Source organism: Curvibacter sp. APW13 (assembly GCF_032337135.1).
In the GTDB taxonomy this organism is placed as follows: Bacteria; Pseudomonadota; Gammaproteobacteria; order Burkholderiales; family Burkholderiaceae_C; genus Allorhodoferax.
Genome location: NZ_JAVXZZ010000001.1, coordinates 106,067 through 120,197, shown reverse-complemented (window position 1 = coordinate 120,197; position 14,131 = coordinate 106,067). Strand labels below are relative to the sequence as shown.

The following is a 14,131-nucleotide window of genomic DNA, read 5'->3' as shown; positions in this document are numbered from 1 at the left end:
ACTTATTCAATATACCTAGCACCGGGATTGCATCGGTTGCTGCCGTTCACTGAAGTGCGTCCACGGCACAATCACACACCAAAGGCGGTCATTAGCCGCGCCTGTACAGTGTTCAGTCGGACGTCGGATATCTGGTGGTTAGCCGGTTCGCCTCAGCCCGTTTTGCTCCAAATATGGGACCAACGTCCGCAATGCGGATGCAGTCTGTCAAGCAGGTTATTGCACCATGCAGTTGTCCCCCTATTTCGTCCCAACCAAACAAGCCACCCTCCACAAGAAAAGGGCTGGAGTCAACTGACGGTTACGATCAAAGCCCGAGCTCTAAGCCCCTTCAATCAACCCACCGCATCTTTGCCAAAGATCTGGCGTGCTACCAACAGCCGCTGAATTTCGTTCGCACCTTCGTAGATTTCACCGATCTTGGAATCACGATAGATAGCCTCTAGTGGGAACTGCTGCCCCGTTGCAGCCAACTCTTTGACGAAACCATACCCTCCACAGACTTGGATAGCGTCACGCGCCAGGTCGCCTGCCAAAGAGCTTCCCACCAACTTGGCCATGGCACATTGGGTCGCCACCGATGCGCGGCCGGTGTCCTGTGCAATCGCTGCCTTGACATACAAGTTGCGTGCGCTTTCCAGCTGGGTTGCATAGTCGGCAAACCGGAATTGCCAGTACTGGAAGTTCGAAAGTGGTTTGCCAAAGACACTTCGGTTGTGCATGTAGTCGACTGCAAAGTCAAAGGCTGCCTGGGCCATTCCGACCCCACAGGCTCCAATACCGACCCGCCCGAGGGTGAGCGAGGTGAGCGCAGACTTTAGTCCCTTCGCCTCTTCTCCAACCAGGTGATCTGCCGGCACAAAGACATCGTCGAAATAAACATCGGCAGTGAGTTGGGCATGGTTCCCCATTTTCTTGTCAGGCTCTCCAACCTTGACACCCTGTGCTTTCATGTCCACCAGCAGCATGGTCATCGACTGGTCCAACTTGCACAGTACAAACATGTAATGTGCAACTGGTGAATTGGTAATCCAACGCTTGCGCCCGGTCAGGCGATAGCCACCGGTGACGCGTGTCGCCCGAGTCTGCAAGGCATTGATGCTCAGGTCCGTACTGGCAGCAGGTTCGCTGGTTGCGAAAGCGCCAACAATATCCCCTGCATAAAGCGTCGGAAAGAGCTTTGCCTTGACCGTCGGACTTGCATGCTGCAACGTGTGCCCGAAGAGAATCAGCTGGACATCGATGAGCGCCGCTGCGATCCCCGAACTCACGTAAGCGGTTTCTTCCAGCATGACCATGGTTGCAAGCGCAGGGTATTCGAGCCCGAGACCACCATCGGCCTTGCTGAATGGAATGCGGAACAATCCGGCTTCACCCATGGACTTCACAAGGTGCCAGGGAAATCCATTCACGCTCTCGGGTGTGTTGTTCAGTTCATGTGCAACGGGTGCGAGGACCTGGGTCGCAAACGTGCGAACGTTGTCGCGGATTTCAAGAGTCTCTTTTGGCAACCACAGGTCGTCATACAAGCGATCTGAGAGGCGCGGCGTTTGTTTTGTCATGGTGAAAGTTCCTGGGTCGTTCATTACATTGAACCCCAAGAATATTCAGTGGCTCACCAATACCCAATGTGCAGTTTTAACATTTAATATGCGAATTAAGACATTGGCGACCTATTCAACTTCACGAGCAACTACAAAGTGCCATCTGCCGGAATTCTTTGCTTTGATGGATGCTACGCATCCGTTGTCGGAGGCTTTGCCGACCTGATGCAAGTGGCGAACGCACACTTGAAAAAGTCAGCCCCCCAGGTGGCCACGTACACCTGGGACTTTCTCTCCACCGCCGGAGGCGGCGTGCGCGCCAGCAATGGCATGGACCTGAGCACCAGGCCAATTCCGCCCAGAAAGCGCTACGACGTTGTATTCATCCCCAGCTTTCACTATCGTGGCAAGAACGAACTGTCAAAATTCATCGGCAGTTGCGCGCCCGCTGCGCAATGGCTCCAGGAGCAATGGGCGCAGGGAGCCTATTTGGCAGCGAACTGCACAGGGACCTTTGTGTTGGCCTCCACAGGGCTGCTGAACAACCGGAGGGCAACCACCACATGGTGGCTTGAACAAAGCTTCAGAGACCGCTTTCCCGACGTTCAGCTCCAAATGCACCCTCTGGTGACCGAAGAGGACCGCCTGATATGCGCCGGGGCGCATGCTGCCTTCCTGACACAGACGGTGCGTGTACTTTCACAATTTTCGGGGGCTGCCATCGGGACGCAGTGTGCCCGCAGCATGTTGATCGACGTGACACAAAGCACCCAAACCATGCTTTTGCCCTTGATGTCCGATCGAGCGCATAACGATGCATTGGTTCATCGGGCAGAAGCATGGCTGCACAAACGCATGCATTCTGATGTGCGCCTGTCTGAAATGGCAGACGAACTGGCAGTCACGCAGCGCACCTTGACCAGGCGCTTCCAGTCTGCTCGCGGCCAATCACCACTCGCATTCCTCCAGAACATGCGCATTGACGCTGCCAGAGCGCTGCTTGAAACAGGTTCACTGAGCATTGAGCAGATTTGTGCCTATGTCGGATATGCCGATACGAGTTCATTTACACGCCTGTTTCGGGCGCGGGTTGGTCTCACACCCGGCAACTATCGCGACAGATTCAACGCATCACCCGCTCAATGAGTACTTTTCTACACTTCGCCCCTAGGGCACCATGGGATCGCGTCCATAGGCGTCTGCCAATGCACCGATGCCGAGGGAGGCAAGCGCCGCGGAGAAAGCGAACAGCGATACCAGTTGCTGTGCTGCATGTTCACTGACCCGCAAATCAGTGCGGACAGACGGCGTAATCGCGATGACCGTGTCCGAAAACAAGGACATTGCCGTCCTGCAAAGGTCTATGCGTATCGGCAAGCCTAAAGTCATCTGCCCAGGCGTGCGGTAGCAGTTCATGTGATTATGTGTATTCCAAGGCCGGCATTGCCACGACGCGTTGATCACGCACCTTGAATACTTCCACTGCCCTCACCAAATCGTGCGCCTGGGACTTCAGGGCGGACGCAGCCGCTGCCATCTCCTCCACCAACGCCGCGTTTTGCTGTGTGGTCTGGTCCATCTCAGTGACCGCTTCGCCGACTTGCGATACGCCAGCCGCTTGCTCGTTGCTGGCCGCGCTGATCTCAGCCATGAGGTCATTGACACGCTGGATGGCGCTCACCACTTCTTGCATGGTGCTGCCAGCCACATCGACCTGGGCACTGCCTTGTTCCACCTTCTCCACACTGGCGGTGATCAAGGCCTTGATTTCCTTTGCAGCTTCGGCACTGCGACCGGCTAAGGCGCGGACTTCACTGGCCACCACGGCAAAGCCTTTGCCTTGTTCTCCAGCGCGCGCCGCCTCCACTGCGGCATTGAGCGCCAGAATGTTGGTTTGGAAAGCAATGCCATCGATCACGCTGATGATGTCGGCAATCTTGCGAGAAGAGTCATTGATATCGCGCATGGTCTGTACCACATGCGCCACCATGTCGCCGCCTTTCACTGCGACCGTATTGGCCGTTGCCGACAGTTGCCGCGCCTGTTGCGCCGAATCAGCGTTTTGACGCACCGTTGAGGCGAGCTCTTCCATACTGGCCGCTGTCTCCTCCAACGCACTGGCTTGGCTTTCTGTGCGAGCAGAGAGGTCCTGGTTTCCCTGGGCAATCTCGATACTGGCATTGGACACCGATTCGGAACCACTGCGCACTTGGGAGACAACTGCAGACAAGCTGGTTTGCATGTGGTCCAGCGCTTTCATGAGTTGGCTAACTTCATCGTTTCCATCCAGGGGGATGGCGGTGGTGAGGTCGCCTTTGGCCACCGACTCGGTCGTAAAGACGGCAAGCTCCATGGCCTTACGGAATTGCCGCAACAGGTTGAACATTGCACCGCAGATGATGATGACAAGAACGATGCTGAGTGCCAACAGCGTGGTACGGGTACTGTTGTATCGGGCGATCGCGGACTCGTACTCTGCCTTTGCAGCGTGAACCTGCAATGCTGTCAATTTGTTGAGGGTGACCTGGGCGCTTCCGATCAATGGGCTAATCTTCTCTTGGTAAATCTTTTCGCCTTCATCATGATTTCCGGCGTTGATGGCGGCCCTGGCAGGGTTCAAGCCTTCGTCACGGTATAGGGCCCGCTGAAGCGTGAGCTCCTTTGCAAGTCGCTCCTCCTCCTCATCCATCTTCGTGGCCATGTATTCCGACCATCGGGAGTCGATGATGGCTGCATTGCGCTCGAACTCATCATTTCGCTTATTGATGTTGTCGGGAGCATCATTGATCAGCATGTCCATCACCAGGACCCGATTTCGCGTCATCAGTCTTCCGACTTCTTCCAGCTGGGCCAACGCAATGGTTCGGTCCTCGTAGACAGTCTTCAGGCCGTCGTTGGCCATGGACATTCCGGACAGTCCCATGACGCAAACAAACAGCAGTGCCATGACAAATACGGCCATGTAGAAGGCCATGCGTGTTGCCAATCTGAATTTGCGCAATTTCTTCTCCGTCAGCGTTGTGTCTTCCAGGTACTTACATCCAGCGCAGAATTGCCAATGCAAGCAACGCCAAGAACAGTGTTTCCCCGAACATGAGTGCGATCGGTCGAATGCCGACAGAGACGATTTCCACCATGCGTGTTTTCAGTCCGATGGCCGAGATGGCAATCACCAGACACCAGCGCGAGGCATCATTGCCCAGACCTTGAATGACAGCGGGCACCCACCCCAGACTGCCCACTACCACCAGCACCGCAAAGGCCACCACGAACCATGGCAGGATCGGCGGTCGCTCCCCACCGGCGGCCTGTTGCCCACGGTACACGGCCGCAAACACCACGATCACCGGCATCAGCATGGCCACGCGCATGAGCTTGACCACCGTGGCCGTGTCTCCGGCCTCGGTCGAGACCCCATAGCCGGCCCCCACCACCTGCGCCACATCGTGGATGGTCGCGCCCAGGAACAGCCCCGTGGCATGGTCCGAGTAACCCAGTGCATGCGCCACCATGGGGTAGGCCACCATGGCCAAGGTGGACAAGGCACTCACGCCAATGACGGTGAACAAGGTCGCCTGCTCCTTGCGTTCATGCGCTGGCAGTACGGTGGAGATCGCCAATGCCGCTGAAGCGCCGCAAATGGCCACTGCGCCACCCGTGAGGACTCCGAACGGGGTGTTGAACCCGGCCAGGCGCGCCATCACGATGCCCACCATGATGGTCACGACCACCGAGCCCACCACCAGCAACACCGGCCCCCAGCCCAGCGCGGCAATCTGGCCATAGGTAATGCGCAAGCCCAGCAGGGCCACACCCAGGCGCAGCAGCTGCTTGGCCGCCAGTTCGATGCCGGGGCGGCACGGTCCTTCCTGCGAGAGGAAGTTCATCGACATGCCCAAGAGGAGCGCAAACAGCATGACCGGCGCACCGTAGTGCTGCGACAGGAAGGTGGCCGCCGCCGCGACGGTGGCGCTGGCAATCAGGCCGGGGAACAAGGCCCGGGCACGGCCAAGCCCCTGTTGCCAGGTCGTGGAGGTCAGGGACATGGTGCTTACGCCGTCGGCAGCTTGTAGTCGGCAAACTGTTCGCGCAGCTTCACCTTCATCATCTTGCCGGTGGCCCCCAGCGGAATGGATTCGACGAAGACCACGTCGTCAGGCGTCCACCACTTGGCGATCTTGCCTTCGAAGAATTGCAGGATGTCTTCGCGGCTGACCTCGGCTGCAGGCTTCTTCACCACCACCAGCAAGGGGCGCTCATCCCACTTGGGGTGCTTGGCGGCAATGCAGGCGGCCATGGCCACAGCCGGGTGGGCCATGGCGATGTTTTCCAGGTCAATGGAGCCGATCCACTCGCCGCCGGACTTGATCACGTCCTTGCTGCGGTCGGTGATCTGCATCACACCGTCGGAGGTGATCTTGGCCACGTCCCCGGTGGGGAACCAGCCACGACCTGCGCCGTCCTTGACCAGTGGGCTGCTGTCCTGCTGCTTGAAGTAGGTGTCGATGATCCAGTGTCCGCGCACCAGCAGGTCACCCGAGACCGAGCCGTCGCGGGGCAGCTCCTTGCCTTCGGGGTCGACGATTTTCATGTCCACGCCGAAGACGACGCGACCTTGCTTGGCTTGTACGGCCAGGCGCTCTTCTTCACTGAGTTTGAGGTGTTCGGGCTTGAAGGACATGACGGTGCCCAGGGGGCTCATCTCGGTCATGCCCCAGGCATGCAGGACGTGCACGCCATAGGTTTGCTCAAAGGTCTTGAGCATGGCCGGAGGACAGGCCGAGCCACCGATGATGGTGCGCTTCATGCTGGAAAAACGCAGCCCCTGCGGCTCCATATGACCCAGCAAACCCTGCCAGACGGTGGGCACGCCGGCCGATACGGTGACGTTTTCGTACTCCATGAGTTCGTACAAGGACTTGCCATCGAGCCCCGGGCCGGGGAAGACAAGCTTGGAGCCGACCATGCAGGCCACATACGGCAGGCTCCAGGCGTTGACGTGGAACATGGGAACCACCGGCAAGATGACGTCGCTGGCCGAGCAGTTCAATGCATCGGGCAAGGCTGCTCCAAAGGCATGCAGCATGGTCGAGCGATGCGAGTACAGAACACCTTTGGGGTTGCCGGTGGTGCCGCTGGTGTAGCACAGGGTGCAGGCAGCTTGCTCGTCGAACTCAGGCCAGTCGTAGCGGTCGGAAGATTGCGCCAGCAGTTCTTCGTAGCACAGCAGGTTGGGGATCTTCGTGCTGGCCGGCATGTGGGAGCGGTCGGTCATGGCCACGAAGGCCTTGATGGTCTTCACGCGTCCGGCAATGGCTTCGATGATGGGCAGGAAGGTCATGTCAAAGAACAGGACCTGGTCTTCGGCATGGTCGGCAATCCACACCACCTGGTCCGGGTGCAGGCGGGGATTCAGGGTGTGCAGGACGGCGCCCGAGCCCGACACGCCGTAGTAGAGCTCCATGTGGCGGTAGCCGTTCCAGGCCAAGGTTGCCACGCGGTCGGACATTTGCACGCCCAGGTGCTTCAAGGCATTGGCAACACGGCGCGAGCGCGAGGCCAACTCGGCAAAGGTTTCGCGGTGGATGTCACCTTCAACCCGGCGTGACACCACTTCTTGCTCCGGGTGGTGGCGTTCGGCATGCACCAGCAGGCTGGACACCAGCAGCGGCATTTGCATCATTTGTCCGTTCAGCATTTCTTCTCCTGATTTCAAATTGCATCCAGATCGAGTACCACGTTGCCGTGGTCCACTCGCACCGGATAGGTCTTGTTGCGCAGGTCGGGTGAGACTTGCGAGCAACCGGTACGCACGTCAAATTTCAGACCATGCGCGGGGCAGGCGACTGTGTGGCCGCTGATCTTGCCGTTGGAAAGGGATGCACCACTGTGGGGGCAGCTGTCGGCAATGGCAAAGACTTCGCCATCGACCCGAAAGACTGCCAACTCCAGACCGTTGACGCTGCAATGCAGCCCCCGTGTCTGGGGTACTTTCCAAAGTTGGGTCACTACGACATCACGTGACATGTGCTTAACCTCCTGCTGCCTCTGGGCAGAGGCAGCATCGTTGGTGGTGTTACGTTTGGATCAGTGTGCAACGATGGATTTGTCGCGCTCAGCTCCCAGGCGTGGGTCTCCGCTCAATGAAGCGCGCCAGAAGAACCACAGTGACAGCGCCACCAAGACGTCGGTAGCAATCAACACAGTCGACAGGCCTTGTGTGGATCCCGCCTTGGTCAAACGGTCGCTAATGGCACCGACGGCCAGGTTTCCAATCGCAATCGCAACCACATTCAGCAGCAACATGACCACACCGACAACGGTGGAGCGCATGCTTGCAGGTGCCAGGGTTTGAAACAGAGTCAGGCAAGGGCCATACACCGCCAATGGGAGGAAGAAGCCGGCACACATACCGACATAGAACAACGCAGAGCCTGGTGCCGCAAAACGGTAAGTCAGCATGAGAGGAGCGAGGAACAGCACCAACAGCGTGACTACGGTGGCATGTCCACCCTTGAAACGCTTGAACAGGCGGTCGCTTGCGATACCTCCAAGGATGGCACCCAGGGTTCCGAAGACGATTTGCAAACCGCCCATCTGCTTGGCAATCTGGGCTGCGTCAAAGCCGCGTTCGCGCACCAGCCACAGCTGCACAAACGAGAGGCCTGCAAAGGCAAAGTGAACCAATACAAAGCCCACTACCGTCTGACGCAGCGGCTTGCATTCCTTCATCACACCGTGCACAGCACGCAGCTGCTGGAAGAACGGGGCACCGCGTTCGGCGGCTGCCAGGTTTCCACGATCATCCTTGAGCAACAACAGCGGAAAGGTCAATCCAACCCCTGCAACACCCAGAGCCATGAACGTCATGCGCCAGCCCCAGGTCACCCCCAAGGAACCGGCGATGACAAACGCCAGACCAATACCCAACGGGATGCCTACGAAGAAAACACCCACCGCACTGCTGCGGCGTTGTGCGCTGAAAACCTCTGCAATCAAGGACACCGCAGCAGGTACCAAGGCTGCCTCACCGCTGGCAACCAGGAAGCGTGCCACGACCATCTGGCCAAAGTCTTGTGCAAAGCCTGAGGCCGCAGTGCAAACACTCCAGATCAAGACGCCAGCAGCGATCACCTTGGTACGGCTGAAACGGTCTGCCAGCGAGCCCATGAACGTGGCCATGAAGCCGTAGCTCAGCACCCAAACGGCTCCGGTGAGGAATCCGTACTGGGCATTGGACAAGGACAATTCGCCGGTGATCTGGGGGGAAAAACCCAGCAGCATGTTGCGATCGATGTGCGCCAGCACGTGCATAAAGAGCAGGCCTATCAGGATTGCTCCCGGCCTGTCTTTCCATGTAGTTCCGTTCGATGTACTCATTTCTGTCTCCTTCATCGTTTATTTGTAGAACCAGCCAAGCGACTGGTTTTAGATCACCATGCCGCCATTTGGACTGATCACCTGTCCAACCAAGTAGTGCGGACCCGCGAGGAAAAGCACTGTGTCTGTGTATTCCTGTAGTGCGCCGAGGCGTCCTGCAGGAACAATTTGCCAAAGCCGGTTGCGTTGCTCTTCGGTCATGGCTGCAAGGTAGTCCTTGAAGGCCTGGGTCTCAATTCCACCGGGGGCCATGGCATTGACGAAGATATTGGCACCAGCAACTTCCGCGGCAACCGATTTGGTAAAGGCGATAACGGCACCTTTGCTTGCCGAATAGTGCGGACTGTGCGCGCTCAGGGCAGAAATGCCCGAAGTCGATGCCACATTGATGATGCGACCTTCACCTTGGGGTTCCATCATTCGCAGGGCTTCACGTGTGCAGTAGAAGACGCCGTGGACGTTCACACCCCAGTAGCGGTGCCAATCCTCGTCCGTCAGATTGCTGGTGAATTGCAGCGATTGACGTGGCTGGGGTGTGGTCAGGTAACCGTAGTGCTTGGATCGACGGGCCGCGTCATCGGGCCGCTCGGGAACGATGGCGGCATTGTTCACCAACACATGCACAGTTCCAAATTTTTCCTTGACCGTATCGAACAGGCCTTTGACATCAGAACTGCTGGACACGTCACAGGTCTTGCACATGAAGGGACTACCCACAGCTTGGAGGTCTTGCGCAACTTCGTCCAGTCGCTGAGCATGGATGTCGGTTGCCACTACCTGTGCACCTTGCGCGGCAAACGCCAATGCGATCGCACGCCCCAGTTGGCCCGCCGCACCGGTCACGACGACCACTTTACCAACGAAGCGCTCTCTCGGATTGCTGTCCACCATCATGGGTAGTCTCCTTATGCGTTGTGATTGATTCAGCGCTTTGCGTTAGGCAGCCAGGCGCAGAGGGTTACCGCGCTCATTGGTCCGGTTAGGCGCATAGCCAACCTTGGCCAGTGTTTCGTCCACGGACTTGTAATGCTCGCCAATCTTGTAGATCTCGCGGGCCTGTTTGCCGGTGGCGACTTCACGGTGCAACTCACGGGCGATGCGTACCTGCTGCTCTACCTGCTTCACCGAGGTCATGCGTTCACCCTTCTTGCCCCACAGGTTGTCTTCGATGCCCACGCGGGTGTGCAGACCCATGGCGATGGCCATGGTGGTCAAGGGCAACACGTTGCGCATGATGGTTTCGATGGTCAGCACTGCGCCTTCGGGACAACGGTTGATGAATTCCATCATGTTGCGGGGATTGGGACCATCCAGTCCACCACCGATCATGACGTGATTGAGAATCAGCGGGCCAGTGTAGATACCGCGTCGCATCAGGCGCTCCACGGTTTCCAGCTGACCTACGTCTGCCAGCATGAAATGCGGCTGGATGCCGGCTGCCTGCAGGCGCTTCAAGTGCTCGGCCACGAATGCCGGGCCGGAGGGAATGGTCATTTCGGAATAGGCCGCCTGGTAGGCCGGCAAGGCCAGCGAAGTGCCGGCGACGTCGTCGGCCGACATCAACTCGCAGACGTTCATCTGATTGGTGTTGATGGCAATGGTCACCTGGTCGGGCTTGGGGGTCAGCTCGGCCAGCATGTGGCGCGTGTCGTCACTGAGCCACTTGGCTTCATTGCCCTCACCTTCGGGCGCAAAGGAAATGGAACCGCCCACTTGCAACAGCATGTCTGGCACAGCCTCGCGCAGGCGGGCCAGCGTTTCGTTGAAGCGCGACAGGCGCTTCGAGCCCTGGCCGTCTTCCTCTCGGCAGTGCACGTGCAGCACGGTAGCGCCTGCGTTGTAGCAGTCCACAGCTTTCTGGATTTGTGCGTCCAGGGATACCGGAATGTCGTCGGAATCACCGGGCAGGAATTCCGGTCCAAAGGGGGCGACCTGGATTACCAGGGGCTGTTGGTTTTCGGGGAGCAGGGAATCATCAAAGAATTGCATTACTTTCTCCTAATTGAAACTTTGCGGGGCATGCAGCGGCGCAATGTCTGTGCGAGCTGCATGCAGGAAGCCTGTGGAATTACTTCCAGCGGGTCGAAACGAAGCGGCCGGTGACAGCGGCGTTTACCAAGTCGGGCAGGCTGCCAAAGATCATTCCGGGGCCAAGGCCTCCGAAAATCTTGACCTGCTTGAAGCTATTGGTTGCGACGTTGTAGTTGGTCCCCCAGTTTTCGCTGAGCTGGTTCATCCCTGCGCAGGTCTGGTGGTAGATCTTGGCACCTGCTTCTTCGATGATCTTTGCTTCGCCGTAGTGCTTGGCCATCATGTAGCTGGGGGTGTCGGTCTGCACCCACATCATCACGTCTTTGTTGACCTTCTTGCCTTCAATCGCCTTGGCAATCTGACGGATCTCCTCATAGGTGAGGTGAGGGCAACCCATGTGAACGATGTCCACTTTGTCGTTCTTGGCCGAGCACAGGTGTTCGTAAGTTTCCTGCAGATCTTTCAAGGTGATCTTGATACGCACCACGTCGGCAGGCACGGGTCCGCCAAAGGCATCTTCCAGCGTATTGGAGCCCGGCGTAATGCCAATCAGGTGCAGCAAGGGGTCGTTCATGCCAGGAGAGGCGCAGGCGGTGAACGCCTTGGCGGCAGAACCGGTCAAACGATCAGGCATGTTCAGTACAGCAGGGATGCCGCGGTTGTTGACCTTCATGGCGATGGTGCCACCCAGGGCCGCCCAGTCGGCAGGATCATCGGTAATGGAGTTCTTGACCTCGTCCGCGATTTCGAAAATCAGCTTGGCCTTGCGGTTTTCTTCCAGCAACATGCCGTATTTGGGCAGCGTTCCGGTGAAGGCCGCGTACATGCCAGTGACCGCGTTTTCGCGGTTGGTCTTCACCCCCAGGATGGTGTTGAGATAGCAGGCGCAGCTGGATTCGCAGGAAGCCGCGTATTGACCGTACTTGGGCGACACGGTGTTGAACTGTGGCGTGCAAGACAGGGTGTTGACCCAGCCCATCTTCTTCATGGCGTTGAAGCCTTCGACCGAAGCCTCATGGACTACTTTGGGCAGCTTGAAGAACTTGTTGTTCCAGGGCGTTCCTTCCTCGTCGTAGCGGTCCAGTTGGAGCAGCAGCGGGTCGGTGCAGGCGGTGCACTTGGAATCACCCGACAACTTGGCATCCATTTCGAAGAAGGGCTCCAGCTGCAGGCCCTGGCCCCATTCGTACTTCTCGTATTCGGGCAGGTCCTTGGACAAGTCCTTCACGGCACCGATGTAATGGACAAAGGACAGAGGAACCATCTCGGTGGCACCAACCGCATTGCCGAAGTCCACCAGCTTTTCCATCGCCAGCTTCTTGGCTGGGCCATGCTTGCCGTCGATCATTTCCTGTTCGTAGGTGTTCAGTATCATGGTGTGTCTCTTTTTGCTGTGTGAGGGATGAACGGCGCTTGCGTCAAGCTTTGCGGGTGATGGTGACGGTGGCTTCCTTGCCGACTTCGTCGGCACGGATTTCGACCCAGTCTCCTGACTGGATCACCTCCACTGGATCGACGTCAAAGGAGTCGATGGCGGGAATGTCGCTGGCGATGCAGCCGGCAATGTCGATGAAGTGCACGTCCTTGCAAATGATGCCGGTGGGGCCGGTTTTGGCTTGCTTGACTTTGAACAGCATTCCAAACGAACCCGAAGTGGAACCCGTCACCGTGGGGTACACGATGATCTTGCCCTTGACGTTTTCGCCATTGAGGGGGTTTCCATAGGCCCTGATGGAGCCGTCATTGAGAATTGAGCAAGGTGCCCAGCTCAGGTTCATGGGGCTCACCAAAGCTTCGCCAGACGCATGTCCGCGTGCCTTTGCAACGCCCTTGAGCACGATTTTTTGTTCCATTTGCTTGTCTCCTTCCGAGTTGGATGTGGGTGGCTAACGGAACAGAAATTTATTCTTTTGGAATTTTTTATTTCTAGCATTTGGTGCCTAAAATCACGCATTTGGTGCCATTGATATCCGGGTTTTTACGGATATGACCAAGGACTGGAGGCAGGCATGGAAGCGTTGCTCAGAGCCGTTTCACTCAAGCACTACGTCACCATTGCAGAGAAGTGCGGGCTCAACGGTTTGCAGATGTTGCGTCAGCACAAGATCACACCAGCCATGATCGCCAACCCCGAGCAGATGCTGTCCTATGCCAGCGTCCTGCAACTATTGGAGGACTCGGCAAAGGCTTCAGGGCAGGAGAGTTTTGGACTGCTGATGGCCGAAGTGCGAACCATGGCCGACTGGGGTGAGGTGAGTTTGCTGATGAGCCACCAACCCACATTGCGTGAGGCCCTGCACGTGGTGATGGATTTCGGAAACCTGATCAACCGGTACTTCGCATTGCGCATTGAAGACCGGGGGCGGCGCGTGTTTTTGCGCGAGGAAACCCTTGCGGATTCCGATCTGCCCAAGCGACAGGCCGTTGAGCTGTCAACGGCATTGATTCACCAGACATGCGCAGCCATACTGGGTACGCAATGGCGGCCCAAGATGGTGTGTTTTACCCATTCGAAGCCGTCCACCCTCACCGTCCACGAACGGGTCTTCCACTCGCGATTTGAATTCGATGCCAGTGCCAACGGCATTTGGTGCGACGCGGCCGACCTGGATGCCCCCAACCCTCGTGCCGATCCTGCCATGGCAGCCATTGCGCGGCGCTTTATGGGCGCCAGAGAGGTGCGTGACGCAGACGATCTATTGTTCAACCTGCGCAAGGCAACTTACCTGTTGCTGCCGCTGGGCAAAGCCAAGATCAAGCAGGTGGCCCCGGGCTTAGGTATGAGCGTGCGCAATCTGCAGCGCCAGTTGGATGAGCTTGGTGTGAGCTACTCTACGGTACTCAATGAGGTACGAAAGGAATTGGTCTTGGGGCATCTCCAGAACCGAAAGACCTCGATTGAAAGTATCGCTGCCATGCTGGGATACACAAAGGCTACTTCTTTCACACGATGGTTTAACACTGAGTATGGCGTGCCGCCACGCAATTGGCGCAAGGAGAAAGCGTTACGCAGTTCTGGCTGAATTCGTGTTAGTGAATCGCCCCCAAAACTATCGGCGTTTGCTAGCCTCATTCCCGTCATTCGTGAATGACTGCAACTGGCCCACATCAGCCGTCCACAGTGAGTCCATGGATGGCGAATAACCGGTGCACGGTCTGCAACCCTTGAGGCCGCT

General features: G+C 57.6%; 13 protein-coding genes. 2 read left to right on the top strand and 11 right to left on the bottom strand.

All coding sequences use genetic code 11. The features are described from left to right. Positions 1-335: 335 nt before the first annotated feature. Entirely contained in the window at positions 336-1,562 is a 1,227-nt protein-coding gene (locus RQP54_RS00525; protein WP_315676127.1) for an acyl-CoA dehydrogenase family protein, read from the bottom strand. Between the two features lie 138 nt (positions 1,563-1,700). Here RQP54_RS00525 and RQP54_RS00520 point away from each other — a divergent pair, with 138 nt between their 5' ends. Continuing rightward, complete coding sequence (locus tag RQP54_RS00520) at positions 1,701-2,690, top strand: GlxA family transcriptional regulator (protein WP_315676126.1); 990 nt, start codon at positions 1,701-1,703, stop codon at positions 2,688-2,690. Positions 2,691-2,711: 21 nt separating this feature from the next. Here the strand turns inward: RQP54_RS00520 and RQP54_RS00515 are convergent, their stop codons facing one another. The 10 genes from RQP54_RS00515 to RQP54_RS00470 form a co-directional block, all read right to left on the bottom strand. Further along, the gene (locus tag RQP54_RS00515; RefSeq protein WP_315676125.1) at positions 2,712-2,960 is read right to left on the bottom strand and encodes a hypothetical protein; all 249 of its coding nucleotides are present in this window, start codon (positions 2,958-2,960) and stop codon (positions 2,712-2,714) included. A gap of 4 nt (positions 2,961-2,964) precedes the next feature. Beyond that, positions 2,965-4,545, bottom strand: a complete 1,581-nt coding sequence (locus RQP54_RS00510; RefSeq protein WP_315676124.1) for a methyl-accepting chemotaxis protein — start codon at positions 4,543-4,545, stop codon at positions 2,965-2,967. A 34-nt stretch (positions 4,546-4,579) separates the two neighbouring features. Further along, positions 4,580-5,590, bottom strand: coding sequence for a YeiH family protein (locus tag RQP54_RS00505; RefSeq protein ID WP_315676123.1), 1,011 nt, complete (start codon positions 5,588-5,590; stop codon positions 4,580-4,582). A gap of 5 nt (positions 5,591-5,595) precedes the next feature. Continuing rightward, entirely contained in the window at positions 5,596-7,239 is a 1,644-nt protein-coding gene (locus RQP54_RS00500) for a 3-(methylthio)propionyl-CoA ligase (protein WP_315677726.1), read from the bottom strand. Positions 7,240-7,256: 17 nt separating this feature from the next. Next, positions 7,257-7,571, bottom strand: coding sequence for a Rieske (2Fe-2S) protein (locus RQP54_RS00495; RefSeq protein ID WP_315676122.1), 315 nt, complete (start codon positions 7,569-7,571; stop codon positions 7,257-7,259). Between the two features lie 60 nt (positions 7,572-7,631). Next, entirely contained in the window at positions 7,632-8,924 is a 1,293-nt protein-coding gene (locus RQP54_RS00490) for an MFS transporter (RefSeq protein WP_315676121.1), read from the bottom strand. A gap of 48 nt (positions 8,925-8,972) precedes the next feature. After that, positions 8,973-9,818 carry an SDR family NAD(P)-dependent oxidoreductase gene (locus RQP54_RS00485; protein ID WP_315676120.1) on the bottom strand — a complete coding sequence of 282 codons (846 nt, stop codon included), beginning with the start codon at positions 9,816-9,818 and terminating at the stop codon, positions 8,973-8,975. A 42-nt stretch (positions 9,819-9,860) separates the two neighbouring features. After that, positions 9,861-10,913 (bottom strand): 3-keto-5-aminohexanoate cleavage protein, encoded by a 1,053-nt coding sequence (locus tag RQP54_RS00480; protein WP_315676119.1) that lies wholly within the window; start codon positions 10,911-10,913, stop codon positions 9,861-9,863. Positions 10,914-10,992: 79 nt separating this feature from the next. Next, positions 10,993-12,330 carry an aconitase X catalytic domain-containing protein gene (locus RQP54_RS00475; RefSeq protein WP_315676118.1) on the bottom strand — a complete coding sequence of 446 codons (1,338 nt, stop codon included), beginning with the start codon at positions 12,328-12,330 and terminating at the stop codon, positions 10,993-10,995. Between the two features lie 43 nt (positions 12,331-12,373). Continuing rightward, on the bottom strand, positions 12,374-12,808 hold the full coding sequence (locus RQP54_RS00470) for an aconitase X swivel domain-containing protein (RefSeq protein WP_315676117.1): 435 nt from the start codon (positions 12,806-12,808) through the stop codon (positions 12,374-12,376). Positions 12,809-12,964: 156 nt separating this feature from the next. Here RQP54_RS00470 and RQP54_RS00465 point away from each other — a divergent pair, with 156 nt between their 5' ends. Beyond that, positions 12,965-13,978, top strand: a complete 1,014-nt coding sequence (locus RQP54_RS00465; RefSeq protein ID WP_315676116.1) for an AraC family transcriptional regulator — start codon at positions 12,965-12,967, stop codon at positions 13,976-13,978. The last annotated feature ends 153 nt before the right edge of the window (positions 13,979-14,131 follow it).